General features: G+C 63.9%; 19 protein-coding genes and 1 pseudogene. 9 read left to right on the top strand and 11 right to left on the bottom strand.

Translation table 11 applies throughout. The features are described 5' to 3' along the window. Nucleotides 1-72: 72 nt before the first annotated feature. Together JQ575_RS06005 and JQ575_RS06000 are read left to right on the top strand one after the other, a co-directional pair. Entirely contained in the window at nt 73-3252 is a 3180-nt protein-coding gene (locus JQ575_RS06005) for an efflux RND transporter permease subunit (RefSeq protein ID WP_212032317.1), read from the top strand. After that, entirely contained in the window at nt 3242-4441 is a 1200-nt protein-coding gene (locus JQ575_RS06000; RefSeq protein ID WP_212032316.1) for an efflux RND transporter periplasmic adaptor subunit, read from the top strand. Before JQ575_RS06005 ends, JQ575_RS06000 begins: the two co-directional genes overlap by 11 nt. Nucleotides 4442-4593: 152 nt before the next feature. Here the strand turns inward: JQ575_RS06000 and JQ575_RS05995 are convergent, their stop codons facing one another. Next, nucleotides 4594-6102, bottom strand: a complete 1509-nt coding sequence (locus JQ575_RS05995; protein WP_212032315.1) for an acetyl-CoA acetyltransferase — start codon at nt 6100-6102, stop codon at nt 4594-4596. A gap of 141 nt (nt 6103-6243) precedes the next feature. Beyond that, nucleotides 6244-7377: a nitronate monooxygenase gene (locus JQ575_RS05990; RefSeq protein ID WP_212032314.1), complete on the bottom strand. Its 1134-nt coding sequence runs from the start codon at nt 7375-7377 to the stop codon at nt 6244-6246. A gap of 325 nt (nt 7378-7702) precedes the next feature. Here JQ575_RS05990 and JQ575_RS05985 point away from each other — a divergent pair, with 325 nt between their 5' ends. Then, nucleotides 7703-9364: an NAD(P)/FAD-dependent oxidoreductase gene (locus JQ575_RS05985; RefSeq protein ID WP_212032313.1), complete on the top strand. Its 1662-nt coding sequence runs from the start codon at nt 7703-7705 to the stop codon at nt 9362-9364. Between the two features lie 121 nt (nt 9365-9485). On the opposite strand, the gene JQ575_RS05980 is transcribed toward JQ575_RS05985, so the two are convergent. Then, nucleotides 9486-10637 (bottom strand): aminotransferase class V-fold PLP-dependent enzyme, encoded by a 1152-nt coding sequence (locus JQ575_RS05980; RefSeq protein WP_212032312.1) that lies wholly within the window; start codon nt 10635-10637, stop codon nt 9486-9488. Nucleotides 10638-10823: 186 nt separating this feature from the next. On the opposite strand from JQ575_RS05980, the gene JQ575_RS05975 reads away from it, so the two are divergent. Next, nucleotides 10824-11186 (top strand): hypothetical protein, encoded by a 363-nt coding sequence (locus tag JQ575_RS05975; RefSeq protein WP_212032311.1) that lies wholly within the window; start codon nt 10824-10826, stop codon nt 11184-11186. Between the two features lie 23 nt (nt 11187-11209). Here JQ575_RS05975 and JQ575_RS05970 read toward each other — a convergent pair. Continuing rightward, a pseudogene (locus JQ575_RS05970) lies at nt 11210-11440 on the bottom strand (ABC transporter ATP-binding protein); the annotation flags it as partial. 172 nt (nt 11441-11612) lie between these two features. On the opposite strand from JQ575_RS05970, the gene yghU reads away from it, so the two are divergent. From yghU to JQ575_RS05950, 4 genes are all read left to right on the top strand, one after another. Then, nucleotides 11613-12509 carry a glutathione-dependent disulfide-bond oxidoreductase gene (gene yghU, locus JQ575_RS05965; RefSeq protein WP_212032310.1) on the top strand — a complete coding sequence of 299 codons (897 nt, stop codon included), beginning with the start codon at nt 11613-11615 and terminating at the stop codon, nt 12507-12509. A 128-nt stretch (nt 12510-12637) separates the two neighbouring features. Beyond that, on the top strand, nt 12638-13396 hold the full coding sequence (locus JQ575_RS05960; RefSeq protein WP_212032309.1) for an alpha/beta fold hydrolase: 759 nt from the start codon (nt 12638-12640) through the stop codon (nt 13394-13396). A gap of 62 nt (nt 13397-13458) precedes the next feature. Next, a complete protein-coding gene (locus JQ575_RS05955; RefSeq protein ID WP_212032308.1) occupies nt 13459-14298 on the top strand; it encodes an AraC family transcriptional regulator in 840 nt (279 codons plus the stop codon). Between the two features lie 116 nt (nt 14299-14414). After that, nucleotides 14415-15440 (top strand): MBL fold metallo-hydrolase, encoded by a 1026-nt coding sequence (locus tag JQ575_RS05950; RefSeq protein WP_249166459.1) that lies wholly within the window; start codon nt 14415-14417, stop codon nt 15438-15440. Nucleotides 15441-15472: 32 nt separating this feature from the next. Here the strand turns inward: JQ575_RS05950 and JQ575_RS05945 are convergent, their stop codons facing one another. The 7 genes from JQ575_RS05945 to JQ575_RS05915 form a co-directional block, all read right to left on the bottom strand. Next, entirely contained in the window at nt 15473-15754 is a 282-nt protein-coding gene (locus tag JQ575_RS05945; protein ID WP_212032307.1) for a GNAT family N-acetyltransferase, read from the bottom strand. 30 nt (nt 15755-15784) lie between these two features. Then, the gene (locus JQ575_RS05940; RefSeq protein ID WP_212032306.1) at nt 15785-16402 is read right to left on the bottom strand and encodes a flavin reductase family protein; all 618 of its coding nucleotides are present in this window, start codon (nt 16400-16402) and stop codon (nt 15785-15787) included. A gap of 113 nt (nt 16403-16515) precedes the next feature. Beyond that, the gene (locus tag JQ575_RS05935; protein WP_192737444.1) at nt 16516-17793 is read right to left on the bottom strand and encodes an acyl-CoA dehydrogenase family protein; all 1278 of its coding nucleotides are present in this window, start codon (nt 17791-17793) and stop codon (nt 16516-16518) included. A gap of 362 nt (nt 17794-18155) precedes the next feature. After that, entirely contained in the window at nt 18156-18779 is a 624-nt protein-coding gene (locus tag JQ575_RS05930) for a trans-aconitate 2-methyltransferase (protein ID WP_212032305.1), read from the bottom strand. 31 nt (nt 18780-18810) lie between these two features. Continuing rightward, the gene (locus JQ575_RS05925) at nt 18811-21975 is read right to left on the bottom strand and encodes an efflux RND transporter permease subunit (RefSeq protein ID WP_212032304.1); all 3165 of its coding nucleotides are present in this window, start codon (nt 21973-21975) and stop codon (nt 18811-18813) included. Further along, a complete protein-coding gene (locus JQ575_RS05920; protein ID WP_212032303.1) occupies nt 21972-23243 on the bottom strand; it encodes an efflux RND transporter periplasmic adaptor subunit in 1272 nt (423 codons plus the stop codon). The genes JQ575_RS05925 and JQ575_RS05920 overlap by 4 nt, the downstream gene beginning before the upstream one ends. Before the next feature lie 86 nt (nt 23244-23329). Continuing rightward, the gene (locus tag JQ575_RS05915) at nt 23330-23698 is read right to left on the bottom strand and encodes a hypothetical protein (RefSeq protein ID WP_212032302.1); all 369 of its coding nucleotides are present in this window, start codon (nt 23696-23698) and stop codon (nt 23330-23332) included. A gap of 237 nt (nt 23699-23935) precedes the next feature. On the opposite strand from JQ575_RS05915, the gene htpX reads away from it, so the two are divergent. Continuing rightward, on the top strand, nt 23936-24874 hold the full coding sequence (htpX, locus tag JQ575_RS05910; RefSeq protein ID WP_212032301.1) for a zinc metalloprotease HtpX: 939 nt from the start codon (nt 23936-23938) through the stop codon (nt 24872-24874). Nucleotides 24875-25013 lie beyond the last annotated feature (139 nt).

Here is a 25013-nt window from a genome sequence, read left to right as displayed (position 1 = left end):
AAATCAGCGCGGTTGAACTGGCCTTTTTTGGATGCCGGTTCTCAGCCATTCAGCCTCGGGATTGCCTCCTAGATGATTGCACTGGTCCGTATTGCGTTGAGCCGGCCCTATACTTTCGTCGTGCTCGCGCTGCTGCTGCTGATCATCGGACCATTGGCCGCGCTGCGCACGCCGACCGACATCTTCCCGGACATCCGCATCCCCGTCATCGGCGTGGTCTGGAACTATACCGGCCTGCCGCCGGACCAGATGTCGGGACGTATCATCACGCCGTTTCAGCGCGCGCTGACCACGACCGTCAACGACATCGAGCACATCGTTGCCAATTCCTACACTGGCATCGGGATCGTCAAGATCTTCTTCCAGCCGGGCGTCGACATCCGCACCGCCAACGCCCAGGTAACGGCGATCTCGCAGACGATGATCAGGCAATTGCCGCCCGGCGCGACCCCGCCGCTGATCCTCAATTACAGCGCCTCCACCGTTCCGATCATCCAGGTGGCGCTGTCCGGCGAAGGGCTGACCGAACAAAACCTCGCCGATATCGGCATCAACCAGTTGCGTACCCCGCTCGTCACCGTGCCCGGCGCGGCGATTCCCTATCCGTTCGGCGGCAAGCAGCGTCAGGTGCAGATCGACCTCAATCCGGCCGCGCTGCAGGCCCGCGGCCTGTCCGGGCAGGACGTCGCCAACGCGCTCGCTGCGCAGAACCTGATCACGCCGGTCGGCACCCAGAAGATCGGCCAGTTCGAATACACCATCCAGCTCAACAACTCGCCGCTTCGAATGGAAGAGCTCGGCGACCTGCCGATCAAGGCGGTGAACGGCGCGATGGTCTATGTCCGCGACGTCGCATCCGTGCGCGACGGCAATCCGCCGCAGACCAACATCGTGCACGTCGACGGCAACCGCTCGGTCCTGATGATGGTGCTGAAGGCGGGTGCGACCTCGACGCTCGATATCATCGCTGGCATCAAGCAGAAGGTGATCGAGGTCAAGGATTCGCTGCCCGACACGCTGAAGATCGGCTTCATCGGCGACCAGTCGGTGTTCGTGCGCGGCGCCATCGAGGGCGTTGCCGTTGAAGGCGTCATCGCCGCGCTGCTGACCAGCGTCATGATCCTGTTGTTTCTCGGCAGCTGGCGCTCGACCGTCATCATCGCCGTCTCGATCCCGCTGTCGGTGCTGGGCGCCATCATCTGTTTGTCGGCGATCGGGGAGACGCTCAACATCATGACGCTTGGAGGGCTGGCGCTGGCGGTCGGCATCCTCGTCGACGATGCCACCGTGACCATCGAGAACATCAACTACCATCTGGAGCAGGGCAAGCCGGTCGAGCAATCGATCCTGGATGGCGCCAACCAGATTGTGACGCCGGCCTTCGTGTCGCTGTTGTGCATCTGCATCGTGTTCGTGCCGATGTTCTTCCTGCAGGGCGTCGCGCGCTTTCTGTTCGTGCCGATGGCCGAAGCCGTGATGTTCGCGATGATCTGGTCGTTCCTGCTGTCGCGCACGCTGGTGCCGACGATGGCGAAATACCTGCTCCAGCCGCATGTCCATCATGAGGGCGGGCCGCCGCCGACGCGTAATCCGCTGGTGCGCTTCCAGCGCGCCTTCGAGGCGCGGTTCGAGCGGATTCGCGCTGGCTATCACGATCTGTTGTCGATGGCGCTGGGACGGCGGCCGCTGTTCGTCACCGGCTTTCTTGCCGTGGTCGCGCTGTCGTTCCTGCTGGTGCCGTATCTCGGCCGCAACTTCTTTCCGGCGGTCGATGCCGGCAACATCCTGATGCATGTCCGCACCCAGGTCGGCACCCGCGTCGAGGAGACCGCCAACCAGCTCGCCGACGTACAGAAGGCGATCCGCAAGATCATTCCGCCCGGCGAGATCGAAACGCTCACCGACAATATCGGCATGCCGATCTCCGGCATCAACATGACCTACAACAATACCGGCGTGATCGGACCGGCCGACGGCGACATCCAGATCAAGCTCAGGGAAGGCCACCGGCCGACGGATGAGTACGTCCAGATCTTGCGCGAGCAATTGCCGCGGCTGTTCCCCGGCATGAACTTCTCGTTCCTGCCGGCCGACATCGTCAGCCAGATCCTGAACTTCGGCGCGCCGGCGCCGATCGACCTGCAGATCCGCGGCGCGGACATGAAAGCGAACTTCGACTATGCCAACAAGCTGCTGAGCAAGATCCGCCGCATTCCCGGCATCGCGGATGCGCGCATCCAGCAATCGCCCAACGCGCCGACCTTCAACATCGATGTCGACCGCACCCGGGCGCAATATGTCGGCCTGACCGAGCGCGACGTCACCAACAGCCTCGTGGTCAATCTGGCCGGCAGTTCGCAGGTCGCGCCGACCTTCTACCTCAACCCCGACAATGGCGTGTCCTATTCGATCGTGATGCAGACGCCGCAATACAAGATGGATTCGCTCAGCGCCCTGCAGGGGCTGCCGATCACCGCGACAGGCAATACCCAGGCGCCGATCCTGGGCGGCATCGCGGACGTGAAGCGCTCGACGTCGAGTGCCGTCGTCTCGCAATACGACATCCAGTCGATGGTGCAGATCTACGCGACGCCGCAGGGCCGCGACCTCGGCGCGGTCGCCGCCGACGTCCGGACCGCGATGGCGGAGACGGCGAAGGATGTGCCAAAAGGAAGTTCGGTGGTGCTGCTCGGCCAGGTGCAGACCATGAACAGCGCGTTCTCGGGCTTGCTGTTCGGGCTGCTCGCCGCCGTGGTGCTGATCTATTTCCTGATCGTGGTGAACTTCCAGTCCTGGTCCGATCCGTTCGTGATCATCACGGCGCTGCCCGCGGCCCTGGCCGGCATCGTCTGGATGCTGTTCACGACGCAGACCACGCTGTCGGTGCCGGCGCTGACCGGCGCCATCATGTGCATGGGCGTGGCTACCGCCAACAGCGTGCTGGTGATCAGCTTTGCGCGCGAGCGTTATGAGGAGCTCGGCGATCCCATCGCGGCGGCGCTGGAAGCCGGCTTCGTCCGCTTCCGCCCGGTCCTGATGACGGCGCTCGCGATGATCATCGGCATGACCCCGATGGCGCTCGGGCTCGGCGAGGGCGGCGAACAGAACGCGCCGCTCGGGCGGGCGGTGATCGGCGGCCTGATCTTTGCCACCATCGCCACCCTGATGTTTGTTCCCGTGGTGTTCAGTATGGTACACAAGAAACAGGGCGTCATTGCCGACGCCGCATCGGAGAGCCCGCATGACCACTGAACAACGCCCGCCGGTATCGCGCCGGAAATTGGGCCTATTCGGGGTCGTGGCGCTGATCGGGGCGGGGCTGATCGTCGCCACCGGCATCCGGGCGCGCGAGGAATCCGGCGCGAAGCTGCGCGAATGGACCGACAACCAGGCGGTTCCCTCCGTCGCCGTCGCGTTCCCCAATGCCCGCGCCCTCAACCCCACCATCGACCTGCCGGGCCGGCTCGAAGCCTATTCGCGCGCGCCGATCTTCGCGCGCGTCAGCGGCTATCTGAAAAGCTGGAGCGCCGATATCGGCGCCAAGGTCAAGGCAGGCCAGGTGATCGCGGAGATCGAGGCGCCCGACCTCGACCAGCAATTGCTGCAGGCGCGTGCCGACCTCGTGAGCCAGCAGTCGAGCGCGCGGCTGTCGGAGGCTACCCTGAACCGGCGCAGGACGCTGCTCGCCTCGAACTTCGTCTCGATGCAGGAAATCGACGAGCGCACCGCCGACCTCGCCAACAAGAAAGCGGCCGTCAATTCCGGCACCGCCAATGTCGAACGGCTGGAGGCGCTGGCGGGCTACAAGAAGATCACCGTGCCCTTCGATGGCGTGGTCACCGCGCGCGAGACCGATGTCGGGGCGCTGATCAATGCCGGCGGCGGTTCGGGGCCTGCGATGTTCGTGGTGTCAGACATCACCAAGCTGCGCGTCTATGTCAACGTGCCCCAGAGCTACGTTCCCGCCGTCAGGATCGGCGCGAAAGCCGTGCTGACGATGCCGGAATATCCGAACCGGACGTTTGCCGCGACGGTGGAAGCATCCTCGCAGTCGGTCGATGTCTCCTCGGGGACGACGCGCATGCAGCTGGCGCTCGACAATGCCGGCGGCGAACTGATGCCCGGCGCCTATGCCAATGTACGCCTGCCGCTGGAACGCGACGCCGTGCCGCTGCATATTCCCTCCAGCGCCCTCATTTTCAACAAGGACGGTTTGCGGGTCGCGACCGTCGGCCCCGACGACAAGGTGCTGTTCAAGACCGTCACCATCGCTCGCGATCTCGGCAAGGAGATTGAACTCGCCTCCGGCGTCACCCCCGACGACCGCATCATCACCGCGCCGCCCGATGGTATCGCCGACGGCGATCCGGTCCGCGTCGTCGGCGCTGCCGCCAAGGGCAAGCCTACGACGGCGTCGGAAAAGCAGGACGTGAAGGGGTAGGGCGGTCGCCTTCTTAACCTCGCCCCGCTTGCGGGGAGAGGTCGGCGCGTAGCGCCGGGTGAGGGGGTACAGGTCTCACTTCAAGCTGCACTCGCGGAGAGAGCCCCTCACCCCAGCCCTCTCCCCGCGAAGAGCGGGGCGAGGGAGTAGGGTCACCCCACCCGCCACTCCAGCACGCCATCCCCGGCCGTGACGATCTCGCCGATCGACCCCACCGGCGTGCGGTCCATGTTGCGCAGATGCGCCAGCGTGGCGCTGTCGCTCGCCGGCACCCGCGTCAGGGCGCGCGCATTGTCGGCCGTGCGCATCATCACCACGCCGTGCTCGACGTCGCCCTTGCCGCCATAGATCACGGTAAAGCTCTCGACCTTGCCCTTGCCGGTGGCTTCGGTGACGAATTCGGGCACGGCGCCCTTGCTGCGGTCGGCTTCGGCCTGAACGCTGGTGTCCTGCGCCAGCGCCTCCTTTGGCGCCTGCCGCGACAGCACCAGGCCATGATGCTTGGTGACAAAGCCGCCCTGACCATAGAGCAGGCCAAGCGTGCCGCCCTCGCGCAGCTTCCTCACCATCGCGCAGGCCGCGTGCGTCATATAGGTGTTGAGCGGCGCGCCGAAGAATGTGAGGCCGCCGGTGACGGTGGGCCTGACGTCGGGGCCGAGGCCCAGCGTCCGCCGCGCCATCTTCGGCACGCAGGGAAAGCAGCTGTACAATTCGATCGCATCGAATTTCCTGCCGTCGCCCTCGACGAGGTCCATCACGGCGTTGAGCACGGCATTCTGCGGATGGCTCTCGAAGAACTGGTCGCGCAGCAGATAATCGCGCGGTTCTTCAGCAGATGCGCCGCCGAGAGGATAGATCAACCGATCCTCGGGCACGCCGGCGGCGCGCGCCTTTGCCAGCGACGTCATCAGGATCGCGCCGCCCATGTTGACGGTCGGGTTGGCCACCATCAGCTTGGTGTAGGGCCAGGCGATCAGCCGGTTTTCCGGCGTCGGCGTCGTGATCTCGTCCGGCGTGAAGTTCTTCTTCAGCCATGAACTGGGATTCTCCGACGCCACGCGCGCATAGGTCGACCACAGCTGTCCGGATTCGGCCAGCGCCTCGCGCGGGGTCTGGCCCCAATGCGCCGATGTGGCGGACTCATACAGCGGATAGACCGTGATGGGGCGGAACACGCCGAGCGTCACCGCCATCGGCTTCTGGAACGCCGCGCCGCGCTTCGGTTCCTCGACGTCATGGGCGAACGGCGTCCAAGGCAGGTCGATGCCGGCCCGCTGCGCTTTTGTTGCGGTCGATTGCGCCTCGGCGCCGCACACCGCGGCCACGCTGCATTCGCCGCGCGCGATGCGTTTTGCCGCTTCATGCAGATAGCGGATCGGGCTCTCGCCGCCGACCGGGCCGTAATAGCAATGCGCCGGCGTGGCGCCGAGCCGCATCGCGAGTAGCTTTTCGGGATCGCGGTAGCGCCAACTCAGGAAATTGACCACATCGAGCGAGCCGAGTTCGCCGAGCAGTTTTGCACCGCTGTCCGCCTCCGCGCGCTTCAGCGCCTGTTCCAGCAGCGCCAGCGGTTCGAGTCCGGCAGCGATGTCCTTTGGCCGGTCGACGATTTCGCCGACGCCGACGATGACGGGAATGCGGTCTTCGGGGAGGGATGTCATTTCTTCTTGCTTTGCTTTCTGGTGATCAGTTCGTAGCTCAATCCCGTCATTGCGAGGAGCGCTTGCGACGAAGCAATCCATCTATCCGTTATGCCGCGCCATGGATTGCTTCGCTGCGCTCGCAATGACGTGGAGAGGTCGTCACTCCTCCATCAACGCGTTCATATGCTCGACCGCATCGACAAAATCTTCCTTGAATTCCTGCACCACCGCGCCGGCGGATTTGACGCTGTCGATCAGGCCGACGCCCTGGCCGACGAAATAACTGACGAGGTCGCGCGCCTGCACGTTGCCGGCAGCCGCGGCGCGGTCGATCGAGTTGAAGGCGTCGCGGCTGATGATGCTTTGCAGCGGCATCGGCAGCGCGCCGGGGCTGTCCGGCCCGCGGTCCCACGCATCCGTCCATACCGAGCGCAACTGCCGGGCGGGCTTGCCGGTACGGCCCCTGGAGCGGATCGCGTCGCGCGAGGACGCCGCGATCATCTTCTCGCGAAAAATTTCGGAGGTCTCGGACTCCACTGTCGCGAGCCACACCGAGCCGGTCCAGACACCGGCCGCACCCATCGCCATGCAGGCCGCCATCTGATGCCCGGTCATGATGCCGCCCGCCGCCAGCACCGGCACGTTGCGGATCGGCTTGATCGCCTTGATCACCTCCGGCACCAGCACCATGGTCGAAACTTCGCCGCAATGGCCGCCCGCTTCCGTGCCCTGCGCGACCAAAATATCGACGCCAGCGGCGACCTGCCGAAGCGCGTGCTCCTTGGAGCCGATGAGGGCGGCGACCGGCACGTCGTGCTTGCGGCCCATCTCGATCATCGCCTTCGGCGGTACGCCGAGCGCGTTGGCGATCAGCCTGATCGGATGACGGAAGGATACGTCGAGCAACTCCAGCGCGATCTCGGCGTCAAACGGCTGCGGCTGGTTGTCGGCGACACTCTCGGTCGTGAGTTCGATGTTGTATTTCTTCAGGAGATTGCGGGTGAAATCACGGTGCTCCTGCGAAACCCGCTTCTCCAGGCTCTTCCAGGTGAGGTTCTTCTCGCCAGCGGTCGAAATGTTTTCGGGGATCAGCACATCGATACCGTAGGGCTTGCCGTCGACGTGATCGTCGATCCATTTCAGTTCCTGTTCCAGCGTCTCCGGCAAGAAACGGGTCGCGCCCAGCACGCCAAAGCCGCCGGCGCGGCTGACGGCCGCCACCACGTCGCGGCAATGGCTGAAGGCCAGCAGCGGAAACTCGATTCCCAGCATGTCGCAGATCGGGGATTTCATGGTCGTGTCCGTTCCCTGGGGCGGCTTTCGTGCCGCTCGTTGTTGGTTTTTGTTTGCGTTTGTCGGGCAAACGCTAGCCCATCGGCTCTGGTGTGCCAAGCCTTCGACCTCATCCTGAGGAGCGGCTTCTTAGCCGCGTCTCGAAGGATGCAGGCCCGTCTGGGGCCTCATGGTTCGAGACGCGCGAAGACGCGCTCCTCACCATGAGGAGGTAAACATTCCACGCCGCAAAATATGCAAAGCAAGGCCGCCGATTTGTGTCTTGCGCTTTGGCGCTATCGAGAGAATGCTGTCCGGCAAATCAAGAATTCTCAAGGGAGTTTTCATGTCCGCATCGCCATCCGTTTCCGGAAAAGCTTCCGAGAGCTACGACGTCGTCGTGGTCGGCGCAGGCTTTGCCGGCATGTACATGCTGCTTAAACTGCGCGAGCAGGGCTTTTCAGCGCGGGTCTATGAGCAAGGCGACGGCGTCGGCGGCACCTGGTACTGGAACCGTTATCCCGGCGCGCGCTGCGATGTCGAGAGCATGCAATATTCCTATTCGTTCTCCGAAGAGCTGCAGCAGGAATGGGACTGGAGCGAGCGCTACGCGCCGCAGCCGGAGATTTTGAAGTACGCCAACCACGTCGCCGACCGTTTTGGTCTCCGTCCCGACATCCAGTTCAACACCGTCGTCGAACGCGCGGAGTTCGATGAGCGCACCAATCTGTGGTCGGTCGCGCTGTCCGACGGCAAGACCGTGACCGCAAAATTCGTGGTGCTCGCCACCGGCTGCCTGTCGAACGCGCGGATGCCCGAGATCAAGGGTCTCGATCGTTTTGAGGGCAAGGTCTATCACACCGGTCACTGGCCGCATGAATCGGTCGATTTTACCGGCCAGCGCGTCGGCGTGATCGGCACGGGATCGTCGGGTATCCAGTCGGTGCCTGTGATCGCCGAGCAGGCCAGCCACCTCACGGTGTTTCAGCGCACCGCGAATTTCTCGATTCCCGCCCGCAACGCCATGCTGACCGAGGAAGAGCGGCAGGCGTTCCGCGCCAAATATCCGGAAGTCAGGCAATTCGCGCGCACGGAATCGCGCAACGGCATCTATACCGAGATGCCCGATCGCGGCGCGCTCGACGACGGCGACAACGAGCGCCGCTCCAAATACGAGGCGCGCTGGACTCGCGGCGGGCTCACCTTCATGTCTGTTTACAACAACCTCGCGCTCGACCAGGCCGCCAACGACACCGCCGCCGATTTCGTCCGCGAGAAGATCGCCGAAATCGTCAAGGATCCCGAGAAAGCAAAACTGCTGCAGCCGAACAATCATCCGATCGGCTCAAAACGCATCTGCATCGACACCGAATATTTTTCGACCTTCAACCGTCCGAACGTGACACTGGTCGACATCAAGTCCAATCCGATCGAGGAGATCACGGCCAATGCCGTCCGCACCGGCGACAAGGACTACGAAGTCGACGCGCTGGTGCTGGCGACCGGCTTCGACGCGATGACAGGCTCGGTTGCCAAGATCGACATTCGCGGCCGCAACGGCCAGACGCTGAACCAGAAATGGGCCGAGGGTCCACGCACCTATCTCGGACTGATGAGCGCCGGCTTCCCCAATCTCTTCGTCATCACCGGTCCCGGCAGCCCGTCGGTGTTGTCGAACATGATCGTCTCGATCGAGCAGCATGTCGACTGGATCACCGATTGCGTGACTTACATGCGCGACAGCGGCTTTGAGGCCATGGAAGCCAAAAAGGACGCCGAGGATAATTGGGTCGCCCACGTCAACGAGGTCGCCTACACCACGCTCTATCCGCAGGCCAACTCCTGGTACATGGGCGCCAACGTCCCCGGCAAGCCGCGCATCTTCATGCCCTACATCGGCGGCGTCGGGCCTTACCGGCAGATCTGCGACGACGTCGCGGCGAAGGGGTATGAGGGGTTTGCGATGACGGGTGCCGAGCCAGTTCAGAAACGTGCCGCGTCATCCTGAGTTCTATCCGTCATGCCCGGGCTTGTCCCGGGCATCCACGTCTTTCTTTGATGCTGCTACAAAGACGTGGATGGCCGGGACAAGCCCGGCCATGACGGTGAAACGGGTTGTGGTGGATAGGCTATCCCTTCAACCGCCGCGCCAACACCTCGACGAACCGATCGACATCGGCCTCGTCGTTATAAACATGTGGCGACACCCGCAGCCGCCCCAGACGCGGCGCGACGTAGATGCCGTCGCTCGCCAGCCCCCCGACGAGTCCCGCCGGCATCCCGCCCTTGAACGCAAGGCTCAAAATATGCGGCGCGCGCCGCCGCGCGTCCGGCACGCTGACGCCGATGTCGCGCACGCCTTCCGCAATCCGCACCGTCAGCATCGCGATACGCTGCACCACGGCCGCGGCGCCCCATTCGGCCAGCATTTCCATGCCAATGGACGCCATCTCCATCGAGATGAAATAGTCGCGCTCGCCCATGTCGAAGCGGCGCGCATCGGGCACGTAATTGAGATCGGTGAAATAGACCGAATTCTCGGCGCGCACGTCGCGGCGGCCGGCTGAGGTCTGCTCCAGCGGAACGCCGTTCTGATGGCGTTTTGCAACATAGAGAAAGGCGCGGCCGTAGGGCCCGAGCACCCATTTGTAGGTCGGGAACAGCACGAAATCCGGATCGAGACGCTTCACGTCCATCGCCAGCACACCGACGCCTTGCGTGGCGTCGATCAGGAACATCGCGCCGCGCGCCTTGAGGGCCGCGCCAACCTTGTCGACGTCGATCAGCCCGCCATCCGACCAGTGCACCGAGGAGATCGAGGCGAGGCTGACCGGCGCAGCACCCGATCGTTCGATCGCGGCCAGCACCGCCGATGTCCAGTCGCCGTCATCGGGCTGCCCGACCGTATCGACCGTGAACCCCTGCGCCTCCGCCCGCGCGTGCCATTCCAGCACCGGGGAGGAGTGATCGCTTTCCAGCACGATCACGCGCGTTCCGCGGGGTATCGTCAAAATCTTGGCGGCCGTCGCGACGCCGTAGCTGATCGAGGGGGTCAGCGCGATATCGGACGCCTCGGCGTTGATCAGCCGGGCGGCGGCGGCGCGCGCGCGTTCGTTCTGCTGGTTGGCAAAGGAAGCCGGCAGCGTCCACGGCGCGCCCTTGCGCCCGACCGCGGCGCGGCCGGCTTCCAAAGTCCGGATCGGCAAGGGGCTGTAGGAGGCGGCATTGAGGTAGCAAATCTGGCGCGGTATCTCGAACAAAGCGCGCTGCGAGGCAAGCATTTCGGATCATCTCTCTTGTGGTGACCCGTCCATTATGGCCGATCCCGGCCGGCCCAGCCATAAAGGCATTGCTCCGAGTACAACTCTGCCGCGCCTCATGACTTTATTTGCTGAACCTGGGCCAGGGCAGGCGCGACCAACGGGCGTTCGCAGAGCTTCACGATATCAGTGGCAACAGAGGCGGCCATGTCACTTTCTTACGAAACCCAACGACCCATCGCCTCGGACAATATCGTCGCCGGAGGCGTCTACGTACTTTACGGCGTAGGATATTTCACCGGGATTTCAGCGCTGATGGGCCTCATCATCGCGTATGTGAAGGTCGACGATACCGACCCCGTGATGCAGTCGCATTTCCGGTTTCATATCAGGACCTTCTGGATCGGACTGCTGTACCTTGCGATCGGCCTTCCGCTGAGCCTGGTGCTGATCGGCCTGCCGATTGTTGCCTGGTGGTTCATCTGGTCGCTCATCCGCATCGTCAAGGGCGGCCTGTTGAGCATCGAGCATAGACCGATCGCTAATCCGAAGTCCTGGCTGTTCGGATAATCTGGCCGCCGGGAAGCGGCTCCCTAAACCTCCAGCCACTCCTTGCGCACGCCGGCATTGGCGGCAAGCTCCGCCGGGGTTCCCTCGAACACGATGCGGCCATGGCCCATCACATAGAGGCGGCGAGAAATCTTCAGCGCGATGGTGAGCTTCTGCTCCACCAGAAGAATCGCGGTGCCGCGGCGTGCGATTTCGCCGAGCAGGGTGCCGACCTGTTCGACCAGCTTTGGGGCGAGCCCCCCGGTCGGCTCGTCTGAATCGCGACATGAACCTGACGCGGACCGCCACGGGAATTGTTGGGCTGCCATGCAGCATCTTGCGGTTGGCGGCGACAGCCCCAAGGTATACCAAACGCACGCATCGTAATTCCGCCGCGCGGCAGATCGCCTCTATCACACGGCCGAAAGAAGCCTGGAGCCAACACGAATGAACGACGTTGCTACCGACCCCACCGCCTATGTGCCGCCCAAAGTCTGGACCTGGAATAAAGAAAGCGGCGGCCGCTTCGCCAGCATCAACCGGCCGATCGCAGGCCCCACGCATGACAAGGAGCTGCCGGTCGGCCGTCATCCGTTCCAGCTCTATTCGCTGGCGACGCCGAACGGCGTGAAGGTCACCGTCATGTTCGAGGAGCTGCTGGCCGCCGGGCACAGCGGCGCCGAGTATGACGCGTGGTTGATCAAGATCGACGGCAACCAGTTCGGCAGCGGCTTTGTCGCGGTCAATCCGAACTCCAAGATCCCGGCGCTGATGGACCGCAGCGGAAAGACGCCGATCCGGCTGTTCGAGTCCGGCGCGATCCTGATGCATCTGGCCGAAAAGTTCGGGGCCTTTCTGCCGGCCGGCGGCGAGGCGCGGGCGGAATGCCTGTCATGGCTGTTCTGGCAGATGGGCAGCGCGCCGTTTCTCGGCGGCGGCTTCGGCCATTTCTATGCCTACGCGCCGACCAAGATCGAATACGCCATCGACCGCTATGCCATGGAAGTGAAGCGCCAGCTCGACGTGCTCGACCGGCGGCTGGCCGACAATGAGTATCTCGCCGGCAGCGAATATACGATCGCCGACATGGCCACCTGGCCGTGGTACGGCGCGCTGGCGAAGGGTCTCGTCTACGGCGCCGGCGAATTCCTGTCGGTGCACGAATACAAGAACGTGCAGCGCTGGACCGATCAGATCGCAAAACGCCCGGCGGTGAAACGCGGCCGCATGGTCAACCGGATATCCGGCGATCCGGCCAGCCAACTGCACGAGCGGCATGAGGCCAGCGATTTCGATACCCAGACGCAGGACAAGATCGGCGAGCCGGCCAAGGCGCCGACGTAATCCGTAGGGTGGGCAAAGGCGCACTTGCGCCGTGCCCACCAACTCTTATCCGTGCAAATTGTTGGAGTGGTGGGCACGCTTCGCTTTGCCCACCCTACAATCAAAAAAATCCGAACCGAGGAAACCGCATGCCGACTTTCGAAAAAGGCGCCGTTCGTATCCATTATGAGGAGGCCGGCTCCGGCTATCCGCTATTGATGATCGCCGGCGGCGGATTGAACTCGACGATCGCAGGGCTGTCAGGCAGCTACCCGCCGTTCGATTCGTTCGAGGAGTTCAAGGGCGAGTACCGCTGCATCGCGGCCGATTTGCGCAACGCCAATACCGGGCAGTCTTCCGGCCCGCTCGAAATCGACCGGCCCTGGGATTCCCACACCGACGACCATCTCGGCCTGATGGATCATCTTCGCATCGACAAGTTCATGGTGCTCGGCTTCTGCATCGGCGGCCCCCTGATCTGGAATCTCCTGAAGCGCGCGCCCGACCGCATCGTCGCCGCCGTGCTGGCGCAACCGTCAGGTTCGCGCCCCGAGATGCGCGATTTGTTCTACGACAACAATACCAAAGGCTGGGCGCCGGAGCTCCTCAAGCAGCGGCCCGACATCACGCCGGAGACAACAGATAAATTCCTGACCAAAATGTACCGCACCAATCCCGACTTCGTTTTCACGGTGACGCGCGATTTCGTGCGCCAGTGCCGGACACCGGTGCTGATCCTGCCCGACGATATCCCGGCGCACCCTTATGCGGTCGCGATGGAGTCGGCGATGCTGGCGCCGAACGCCGAGGTCAGCATGTTTCCGTGGAAGGAGCCCAAGGAGCGGATTCCGCTGGCGGTGCGCCAGATCCGCTCGTTCCTGCGCGCGCACCGGCCGGGGGCGGCGTAGGAAGCGATCCATGCGGGTCGCGCCTACGCCCGCGCGATGATAGGCTCGGCGGAAATCGGCCGTTGGCGGCTTCAAGCCGCGACAGGAGGCCGCCGGTGGACGTCAGACGAAAGAGGCCGCATCCCGCGCTCCGCAGCGTCCTCCGCTCGTTCGAGGAGCGCCGCGCAACCCTGGGCGCCGAAGTACTGACGTGGCCGCTGACGGCGCGGCCGCATCAGATCATTGATATTTATCTGGGGGATCCATTCCAGCTTCGGATCGATGGAGGGCGCCTGCAAACGGCTCCCGAGACGGTCGTGGTCGGGCCGCAGGGATCGCGTCGAATCCAGCTCTCGATGTCCGGTGAAATCCATGTCTTCAACATCCTGCTGCAGCCGGCCGGCCTGAATCGTCTCATCGGCATCGACATGACCTCCCTCGTCAATGAGGGCATCACGGCACGGGATGTCATCGGCAAGCGCGCCGTGTTGCTGAATGACGCGGTGCGTTCGGCCACGGATTTCGACTCGCGCGTCGCCGCCGCGGAACGTTGGTTCGGCATGATGCTGGATGACGGTGCCCCGCAGGACGGGATCGATCAGACGTCGCGCCTCATGCTGGCGGCGCGCGGCCGCGTCCGCATCGATCGTCTGGTGCAGCGATCCGGTCTGAGCGCGCGTCAGTTTCAGCGACGTTTCACCTCGCAAGTGGGGCTTTCTCCCAAGCTTTATGCGCGAACGATCAGGTTCGACGCGGCCCTGATGGCCCATCGCAGCGAACCGGCGAAGCCGTGGACCAGGATCGTCCACGAAGCCGGCTATTTCGATCAGGCACATTTCATTCGCGAATGCCACGCATTGGTCGGCGTTGGGCCCAATCAGTTTATCGGTGACTGGGACAACATTTTCTCCCCGGATGGCTGAAATATACAAGCGCGGCCGCCGCTGGAGGCGGTTTGCTGTCGGCAGTACGAGGGAGCCGGTGCATCGCGCATTTCGGCCATTCCGGCATTCGGGCGCAATCGACCAGGAGCAGACCCATGGGGGCAGACAGTGGACGAGCAACGCGGCGGCGCTTTCTGGCTGGTATTCCGGCAGCCGTGGCGCTTGTGATCTGCGGCAGCGTAGCGGCCGAAGAGAAACCTGTAGCGACCGGAGACATCGTCGTGACGCTGCTCGGCACGGGAGGACCTGAACCCGGTCTCGCGCGTTTCGGGCCGGCAACATTGGTTCAGGCCGGCGGTCTAAGCCTGCTGTTCGATGCCGGCCGCGGCGCGACGGTGCGCCTGTATCAGTTGGGGATTTCATCGGGCAAGGGCATCGATGCGGTTTTCCTCACCCATTACCACTCCGACCATGTCGCAGGACTGCCCGATCTCTGGATGACCGGATACATGTTCGGACCGTTTGGAGGCCGCGCCAAACCGATGCGGTTGTTCGGCCCATCGGACGGCACGACCGCGCCGGGCGGTGTCACGAAGATCGCCAAGGGTTTGACCGAGGCATTTGCCGAAGACACGCGTATCCGTCAGGCCGACGAAAAGATCGACGCCGCCGCAACCCGGATCGAGGCGCGCGATTTCCACGGCGACGGCGTGGTGTTCGACGAGGCCGGCGTCAGGGTCACCGCATTCGCGGTCAATCATGGCGATCTGATCAAGCCGTCGGTAGGGTACCGGATCGACCACGGTCCACGGTCGGTCACGATTTCGGGGGACACCAAGCTTGACGAAAACCTGATCAGGCACGCGAGCGGAACCGATCTATTGATCCACGAAGTCTTCGCGATGTCCGCACAACTCGCAAAGCTGCCGCAGCTGAAGCCGATCGCGGATCATCACACCTCGCCGGAGCAGGCCGGCACGGTTTTTTCCCGCGTCAAGCCGAAGCTCGCGGCGTTCTCCCACATCGTAGCGCTCGGGGTGAATGCTGACGAAATCGCGTCGCGCGCGCGAAGCACCTATCAGGGGCCGCTGGAGATCGGAGACGACCTCATGCGCTTCACGATCGGCGATAGCGTGAGCGTCAGGAAATGGAGTTCCGAACTACGGAAGTATCCCGACTAGAGCGAACGGCGTGAAAAGATAGCGCGCCACTGCTACGAAGCACCCAGCAAATCATTGTCTTCTGGATGCTTCTTCATATAGCCCTGAATAAACTCGCATTCCACCGTGAGCTTGCGTCCCTGCGCGCGCACTGCTTCGAGGGTCGCGCGCGCCAGTTTTGAGCCGATGCCCTTGCCGCCGAGCTCCGGCGGCACCACGGTGTGCTCGAGCGTGATCGTGCCGGGCGATTTGCGGTAGGTAACGAAGGCGATGGCGCCGTCGACGTCCAGTTCAAAGCGGCTGCCGGTTTCGTTGTCGCGGAAATGGTTGGCCATGTGCGCTCCTGTTCCGATGCCACCAACTGGCTACTTTGCCGGAAGTTCCGGCGCCGGCGGGAACACGACGCGGTCGTCGGTGCGGCAATAGCGGTCGGCGAACATGCGGCCGATCGGGTGATAGCGCTCCATGTGCACGCGCATGGTCTGCGTATCCCACAATTCGTCGCGGATATAGAAGTTGATGCCCTCACCCATGATCAGCGTGCGGTCGCCATTGACGTCGATGGTCTTCCAGATCTTGCATTCCATCGCCCAGGGCGCATCGGCCAGCCGCGGTGCCGCGACCCGGGTCGAGGGCGCGAGTTTCAGGCCGAGATAGCCGGGCTCGCCGACATCGGGCGGAAAGTCGCCGCTGGAATCGTGCATCGCCCGCGCCAGCGGTTCATCGGTGAGGTTGACGACGAACTCGCCGGTGCGCTGGATGTTGACCAGGGTGTCCTTGACGCGTCCGTCAGGCCGCAGATTGACCGCGAACATGCACAGCGGCGGGTCCTCGCAGAACACGTTGAAGAAGCTGAACGGCGCGGCGTTGACCACGCCGGTCGGGCCCACCGACGTCACCCATGCGATCGGCCGCGGCAGCACGAATCCGGCGAGCAGCTTGTAGCGCTCGCGCGGTTGCAGGTTTTCAGGCGCGTATTCCATGGCGGGCGCTCCCGTAGGGTGGGCAAAGCGAAGCGTGCCCACCATCTCGCGTCAAGATGAGGATGGTGGGCACGGCGCAAGTGCGCCTTTGCCCACCCTACGAGGAAAGCCTCCTACGGCATGCTCAGTTCATGCCGTCCAACCACCATCCAGTGCACCTCATCCGGACCGTCGGCGAAGCGCAGATGCCGGACGTCCTGGTACATCTCGCCGAGCTGGCTCCATTGCGAGATGCCTGTCGCACCGTGCATCTGGATCGCCTGGTCGATGATCTTGCAGGTGCGCTCGGGCACCATGGCTTTCACCATGCTGACCCAGATCCGCGCTTCCTTGTTGCCGAGCACGTCCATCGCCTTGGCGGCCTTGAGCACCATCAGCCGCATCGCCTCGATCTCGCAGCGCGCCTGCGCGATGATCTGCAGATTGCCGCCGAGATGGGCGATCTTCTTGCCGAAGGCCTCGCGGGTGAGGCCGCGCGACACCATCAGGTCGAGCGCCTTTTCCGCCTTGCCGATGGTGCGCATGCAGTGATGGATGCGGCCCGGCCCGAGGCGGACCTGCGAGATTTCAAAGCCGCGGCCTTCGCCGAGCAGCATGTTTTCCTTCGGCACCCGGCAATTGTTGAAGCGCAGATGCATGTGGCCGCGCGGCGCGTGGTCGTGGCCGAACACGTGCATCGGGCCCAGGATTTCCACGCCGGGGGTGTCGATCGGCACCAGGATCTGCGACTGCTGCTTGCTCGGCGGCGCGTCCGGATTGGTCTTCACCATCACGATCATGATCTTGCAGCGCGGATCGCCGGCGCCGGAGATGTAGTACTTCTCGCCGTTGATCACCCATTCGTCGCCGACGAGCTTTGCCGAGGTCGAGATGTTCTTGGCGTCCGAGGAGGCGACATTCGGCTCGGTCATCGCATAGGCCGAGCGGATTTCACCGGCCAGCAGCGGCTTCAGCCACTTCTCCTTCTGCGCCTTGGTGCCGACGCGCTCCAGCACTTCCATGTTGCCGGTGTCCGGCGCCGAACAGTTCATGGTCTCCGACGCCATCGGGTTTTTCGCCAGCTCAACCGCGATATAGGCGTAGTCGAGGTTTTTGAGGCCCTGGCCGGTCTCGTCGTCGGGCAGGAAGAAGTTCCACAAGCCTACTTCCTTGGCCTTGTCCTTGGCCTTCTGCAGGCACGCAAGCTGTTCCGGCGTAAAGCTCCAGCGGTCGGTCTTTTTCTCGCCAAGCTTTGCGAATTCGACCGACATCGGGTCGACGGTTTCGCGGATGAACTTCTTGACGTGCTCGTAGAGCGGACGGACCTCGTCCGACATCCGGAGATCATTGAGCTCTTCGCCCGGATTGAGGTTGTAGGTCGTCGTTCGCGGGATGTAGGCGTGTTTCATCAGGGTCCTCCCATGCGGCGTTTTCCATTCTGCGGATAATCTTTGGAACGCGCCTGTTGGGCCGCAATCTAGACGCCTGCGCGGTCCCTGCACAAGCGGGTGAGGCTCCGCGCGCAGCGCCCTGCCGCTAATGCATGCGGTGATGCCGCGCCGGGGAATCGGATGCGTATCCCCGCAATTGGGCATATTGCTTCATCTGGTCGGGGAGCAGGATTTGCGCCGTTTCGAGGTGATATTTCAGATGCGCGTTGCGCAGTTCCGCCGATCGGTGTCGCTTCCGCTTTCATTGTTTCAAACACTGTTTGAATCCGTTGCTTCTGCGCCGTCCATGCGCACGACCGATGGCTCGCAATGATGGAAGGGGCTCACTCGACGCGCTGAAAGACGCTGAACTGAAAGTGCTGTTGCGATCCCCAGGGCGTGGCATGGTCGTTGCGCTGGCTTTGCAGCAGCTTGAACCCCGGTCCCAGCGTCTGCCCGAGCCGCGCCGCATCGTAACGCATCACCGGCAGGCCGCTGCATTTCTCGGGTCCGTCCAGCGCGAAGGTCGCGATGATGGCGTGGCCGCCGATCTTCAAGCCCTGCTTGAACCGCGCGATGTAGCCCGCGCGGTCACGCTCCTCGGTCAGGAAGTGAAACGCCGCCCGGTCGTGCCAGATGTCGTACGCCCGCGTCGGCTGCCATGTGGTGGCGTCGGCCACAAGCCAATGCGCGCGTGATGCGCGTTCGCCGAGACGGGCTTGGGCGGCCTCCAATGCCGCTGCGGATAGATCGAGCACGGTCACATCACAAAATCCGAGATCGATGAGGTGATCGACCAGCCGTGACGCGCCGCCGCCGACGTCGATGATCGCCTGACGGGGCGCAGCCCCGATCTCGGCGATCAGCGCCAGCGACGGGGCAGGGCTTTCCTGAAACCAGCTGACCTCGTTCTCGCCTTTGCTGGTGTAGACTTTCTCCCAGTGCGCCTGGCGGCTTTCGCTTTCCATCGCATCCTCCTCCGCGCTGCGAGTGCCAACATCATATTCCGGCCTCGCCCGGCTTGCCATTAAGATTCATCGCCGGGTGGAGAAGCCGCTGCAGCCGCGCGCCTTTGACCAGCGCATAGATCGCGGGAATCACGATCAAGGTCAGCAGCGTCGATGAAATCATGCCGCCGATCATCGGCACCGCGATGCGCTGCATGATTTCAGAACCCGTGCCCGTGCTCCACATGATCGGCAATAGCCCTGCCATGATGGCGACGACCGTCATCATCTTCGGCCGCACCCGCTCCACCGCGCCCTCCATGATCGCATCGTAAAGGTCCTGCTTCGTCAGCGCGCGGCCCTCGGCCACCCGGCGCGCCCTGATCTCGTCGAGTGCCTGGTTGAGATAGATCAGCATCACGACGCCGGTCTCGGCGGCGACGCCGGCGAGCGCGATGAAGCCGACGACGACGGCGACCGACAAATTGAACCCCAGCCACCACATCAGCCAGAGCCCGCCGACCAGCGCGAACGGCAGCGACAGCATCACGATCATGGTTTCGGTGAGCGAGCGGAAGTTGAGGTAGAGCAGCAGGAATATGATCATCAGCGTCACCGGCACCACGATCTTCAGCCGCGCGGTGGCGCGTTCGAGGTATTCGTAGCTCCCGCTCCACATCACGTAAGCGCCCGGCGGGAACGCGATGCTGGCCTTCACCGCGGCCTGCGCGTCGGCGACGTAGCCGCCGATGTCGCGATCGCGGATATCGACATAGATGTAGACGGCGAGCTGGCCGTTCTCGGTACGGATCGAGGTCGGCCCACGCGATGGTGCGACCTTGGCGACTTCGCCGAGCGGCACCGCGCCGCCGCCCGGCATCGGCACCAGCACGTCACGGATGATCGATTGCGTATCGCCGCGCAGATCGCGGGGATAGCGCATGTTGACGCCGAAGCGCTGGCGTCCCTCGACGGTCGTGGTGACGGTCTGGCCGCCAAGCGCGGTCGCGATCACGTCGTTGACGTCCTGCACCATGATGCCGTAGCGCGCCAGTGCCGCGCGGTCGGGGACAATGTCGAGGTAATAGCCGCCGATGCCGCGTTCGGCATAGGCCGACGACGTGCCGGGCACCGCCTTGAGCACCTGCTCGATCTGTTTTGCAAGCCGGTCGATCTCGTTGAGATCAGTGCCGATCACCTTGACGCCAATAGGCGTCCGGATGCCGGTCGACAGCATGTCGATGCGCGCCTTGATCGGCTGGGTCCAGGCGTTGGAAACGCCGGGAAACTGCAGCGCCCGGTCCATCTCGGCGGTCAGGCTCTCCACGGTGACGCCGGCCCGCCATGCCGCCTTTGGTTTGAGATTGATCACGGTCTCGAACATTTCGGAGGGGGCGGGATCGGTCGCCGTCAGGGCGCGTCCGGCCTTGCCGTACACGGAAGCCACCTCCGGAAAGCTGCGGATGATCCGGTCCTGGGTCTGCAGCAGTTCACCGGCCTTGGTGACGGATATGCCGGGCAGTGTCGTCGGCATGTAGAGCAAAGTGCCTTCGTTGAGGTTGGGCATGAACTCGGTGCCGAGCTGCCGCGCCGGCCAGATCGTCACGGCGAGCACTGCCACCGCCAGAAGGATCACCAGCACCTTGGCGCGCATCACGGCCTTGATGACGGGGCGATAGATCCAGATCAGGAAGCGGTTGATCGGGTTCCTGTGCTCGGGAATGATCCTGCCGCGCACGAAGATCACCATCAACGCCGGCACCAGCGTCACCGACAGCAAGGCCGCCGCCGCCATCGCAAAGGTCTTGGTGAAGGCGAGCGGGCTGAACAGCCGGCCTTCCTGCGATTCCAGCGTAAATATCGGCATGAACGACACGGTGATGATCATCAGGCTGAAGAACAGCGCGGGTCCCACCTGTGACGCCGCTTCGTTCAGCACATCGATGCGCGATCGTCCGGGCTCGGCGCGCTCCAGATGCTTGTGCGCGTTTTCGATCATCACGATGGCCGCATCGACCATGGCGCCGATCGCGATCGCGATGCCGCCGAGACTCATGATGTTGGAGCCGAGGCCGAGCAGCTTCATGGCGCCGAACGCCATCAGCACGCCGACCGGCAGCATCAGGATCGCGACCAGGGCGCTGCGGACATGCAGCAGGAACACGATGCATACCAGCGCGACGATCACGCTCTCTTCGAACAGGGTGCGCTTGAGCGTATCGATCGCAGCGAGGATCAGCTCCGAACGGTCATAGACCGCGACGATCTCGACCGATTTCGGCAGGCTGCTGGCGATCTCGGCAATCCGCTTTTTGACGTTCTGGATCACGTCCAGCGCATTGACGCCAAACCGCTGCAGCACGATTCCGCTGGCGACTTCGCCTTCGCCGTTGAGTTCGGTGATGCCGCGCCGCTCGTCGGGACCGAGCTCGACGCGGGCAACGTCTTTCAGCAGCACCGGCGTGCCGCCGCTGGACTTGAGCACGATATTGCCGAGGTCGTTGATGCCCTTGATGTAGCCCTTGCCGCGAATGACGTATTCGAACTCGGACAATTCGACGGTGCGGCCGCCGACGTCGGCATTGCTGGCGCGGATCGCGTCGCGCATCTTGGGCATGGTGATGCCGAGGTCGCGCATGCGCTGCGGGTCGAGCACCACGTTGTATTGCCGGACGAAGCCGCCGACGCTGGCGACCTCGGCGACGCCTTCCGCCTTGGCCAGTGCGAATTTCAAATTCCAGTCCTGGATCGCGCGGGTGTCGGCGAGGTTCAGCTCTTTCGACATGACGGCGTATTGGTAGACCCAGCCGACGCCGGTGGCGTCCGGTCCCATCGTCGGCGTCACGCCCGTGGGCAGGCGCGCCGAAGCGCTGTTAAGGAATTCCAGCACGCGCGACCGCGCCCAATAGATATCGGTGCCGTCTTCGAAGATCACATAGACGAACGACACGCCGAAGAACGAAAACCCGCGCACCACCTTCGAACGCGGCACCGTCAGCATCGCCGTCGTGAGGGGATAGGTGACTTGGTCCTCGATCACCTGCGGCGCCTGGCCGGGATACTCGGTATAGACGATCACCTGGGTGTCGGAGAGGTCGGGAATGGCATCCAGCGGCAGATGCGCCAGCGCATACAGGCCGGCAGCGGTAGCAAAACCGGCACCGAACAGCACCAGCAGCAGATTGCGCGCCGACCACGCGATCAGGCGGGCGATCATGGCTGCGCTCCGTCGGCAAAGCCCTTCAGCGCGGCCTTCAGATTGCTTTCCGCATCGATCAGGAAGTTCGCGGAAACCACCACCGGCTCGCCTTCGCTGACGCCTTCCCGCACCTCCACATAGCCGTCACCGCGATGGCCGAGCTTGACTTCGCGGGGCTCGAAGCGGCCTTCGCCTCTGTCGACGAACACCGCCTGGCGCCGGCCGGTGTCCATCACGGCGCTCTCCGGGATTGTCAGCACTGGCGCGGAACTGCCGATGTCGATCTCGGCATCGACATACATGTCGTGGATCAACACCAGATCGGGATTGGCAAGCTCGATGCGCAAGCGCCCGGTGCGCGTCTCCTTGTTGATCTGCGGATAGATAACATTGATTTTGCCAGTGAATGTGCGGCCGGGAAAACCGCGCGCCTTTACGGTCGTCGATTGCTCCACCGCCAGCATCCCCATGTCGCGCTCGGCGACGTCGATGATGGCCCAGAGCTGCGTATGGTCGGCGATCCGGAACAGGACTTCGCCGGGCTGCGCGCGCGCGCCCTCGATGGCGTTGCGTTCGAGCACGATGCCGTCACGCGGCGAAGTCCATTCGATCCCGATCGGAACCGTCCGGCTCTTCTCCATCGCAGCGATGGCCGCTTCGGGCACGTCGAGATTCATCACCCGCTGCCGCGAACCCCGGCCATAGGCAATGTCCCCGCTGGTGGTTTTGGAGTTGATGGTTGAAATGTATTCGGCCGCAGCCGACGAGATCGCCGGGCTGTAGACTTCCATCAAGGGCTGGCCCTTGGCGACGTGGCTGCCGGTGGTGACGTTCGCAACCTTCTGGATATAGCTTTCGGACCTCATCGAGATCACGGAGACGCGGCGTTCGTCGAGCTGGATGGTGCCCGGCGCGTGGATCGTGCTGCGGATGGTGCGCGGCGCCGCAGGCTCCGACCTGACCCCGGTGCGCTGGATTTTCCCCGGCGACAGTTTTACCGAACCGTCATCGCTGTCCTCGCCCTCATAGACCGCGATGTAATCCATCCCCATCGAATCCTGCTTGGGGGTGGGGGAGGTGTCCGGCAGTCCCATCGGGTTGCGGTAGTATTTGATCTTGCGCTCGGCCGGCGCCGCCGATGTCGCGGCCGTGCCGTGCGCGCTGTGGTCCTTCATGTCAGCCGCGGCAAAGCCGGCCGCGCCGATCGCGGAAATGCCGGCTGTTGCGATCACGGCAACGCCGATCAGCGCACCCCAAAGGGCGCGCGAATGCTGCATCGTTTTCATCGTCGAAATTCCCTCAAGCTCACTTGGTCAGCCGCGAAGGCGGCATGCATGGCGGGCGCGCGAACGCGCCGCCGGGACGTCGGGCGTTAAGCCGAACGGACCAGGGAGCGGGGAGGTCTTGGCGGGGGATGTTGGCCGAGGCTGTCGGCCTCGGGGTCGCTGCCGGGCGCTAGCAGACGGACCGTGACGGGCCGGATTTCAATCATCCCGGCCGGCGATGGCGCGTGAAAATTGGTGACCATGCAGAGCGCCATCAGCGGGCACTGGTCGCAATCCATGGACACGGATTTGTCCGGGCAGCAGGGCATGTCCGCGGCCATTTCCGCCATCTCCGCCGCCGCGACCGGCGCAGCCATGGCCATGCCCGCATTCGCCGGCCGGGAAAGCGGGGCGAACACGAGCCCTGCGATCACGAAGATCGCCAGCAGCCGGCCGAGATGGAACCATATTTTCACCCGTGCATTTTCTCACGTTCCGGCCACCAAGGGAACCTCGGGGGGATCACTAATTCGCCAGAATTTTGGGTGGACGGCGCAGGGCTTAACCAACCAATCCGTGCGCCACCCGCCAGATTGCATCCGGGTAATCCGCGGCGCCTCGACGCACCATGGCTTCTTGAAGGGAGGCCAGTAGGCTCCATACATCCTGTCATGTCTGCCACGGCATGCGGCCGCGGCGGCAGGGAGACGACAATGAGCTATTTCAAGACTGCCATTCTCCTGGCCGGTCTTACCGGCCTCTTCATGGGTGTCGGCTATCTCTTCGGCGGGGCCACCGGCGCCATGATCGCGCTTGTGATCGCCGCCGCGACCAATCTGTTTGCCTACTGGAACTCGGACCGCATGGTGCTGTCGATGTACGGCGCCCATGAGGTCGACCGGCAAACCGCGCCCGACCTTTACAACCTCGTGGCCGAGCTTGCCGGGCGCGCCGGCCTGCCGATGCCGCGCGTCTTCGTGATGGACGAGGCGCAGCCCAACGCGTTCGCCACCGGCCGCAATCCGCAGAACGCGGCGGTTGCCGTGACCACCGGACTGATGCACTCGCTCAGCCGCGAGGAGCTGGCCGGCGTGATCGCGCACGAACTCGCGCACATCAAGAACCACGACACGTTGTTGATGACGATCACCGCGACCATTGCGGGCGCGATCTCGATGGTAGCGCAGTTCGGCGCGTTCTTCGGCGGCAACCGCGACAACAACCACGGCCCCGGCATCATCGGCTCGATCGCGATGATGATCCTGGCGCCACTCGGCGCGATGCTGGTGCAGATGGCGATCAGCCGGACCCGCGAATACGCCGCCGACGATCTCGGCGCGCGCATCTGCGGCCAGCCGATGTGGCTTGCGTCTGCGCTGTCCAAGATTGCCGGCGCGGCGCACCAGGTGCCGAACATGGAGGCCGAGCGTAATCCGGCAACCGCGCACATGTTCATCATCAACCCGCTGTCAGGACACGGCGTCGACAATTTGTTCACGACGCACCCCTCGACCGAGAACCGCATCGCCGCGTTGCAGCAGCTCGCGGCGGAGTTGGGCGCGGGCGGCACGGCTTCCGCTGGTGCTGGTCGCAACACGCCACGCCGCGGTCCGTGGGGCCGCCCCTCAGCCTCGCGCGGCCCTTGGGGATGAAGCTGTAAGTCTGCCACTTTCGTCATTCCGGGACGCGCCACTTGGCGCGGGCCCGGAATCCATTTGTCCGCATGGACTGTCGCCCGATGGATTCCGAGCCCGATGCTGCGCATCGGGGAATGACGGCGGATGGATTGCC

The organism is Bradyrhizobium sp. JYMT SZCCT0428, from assembly GCF_018131075.1.
Lineage (GTDB): Bacteria > Pseudomonadota > Alphaproteobacteria > Rhizobiales > Xanthobacteraceae > Bradyrhizobium.
Note: the sequence above shows the minus strand (reverse complement) of the source record. Positions and strands in the feature narration are given on the sequence as shown.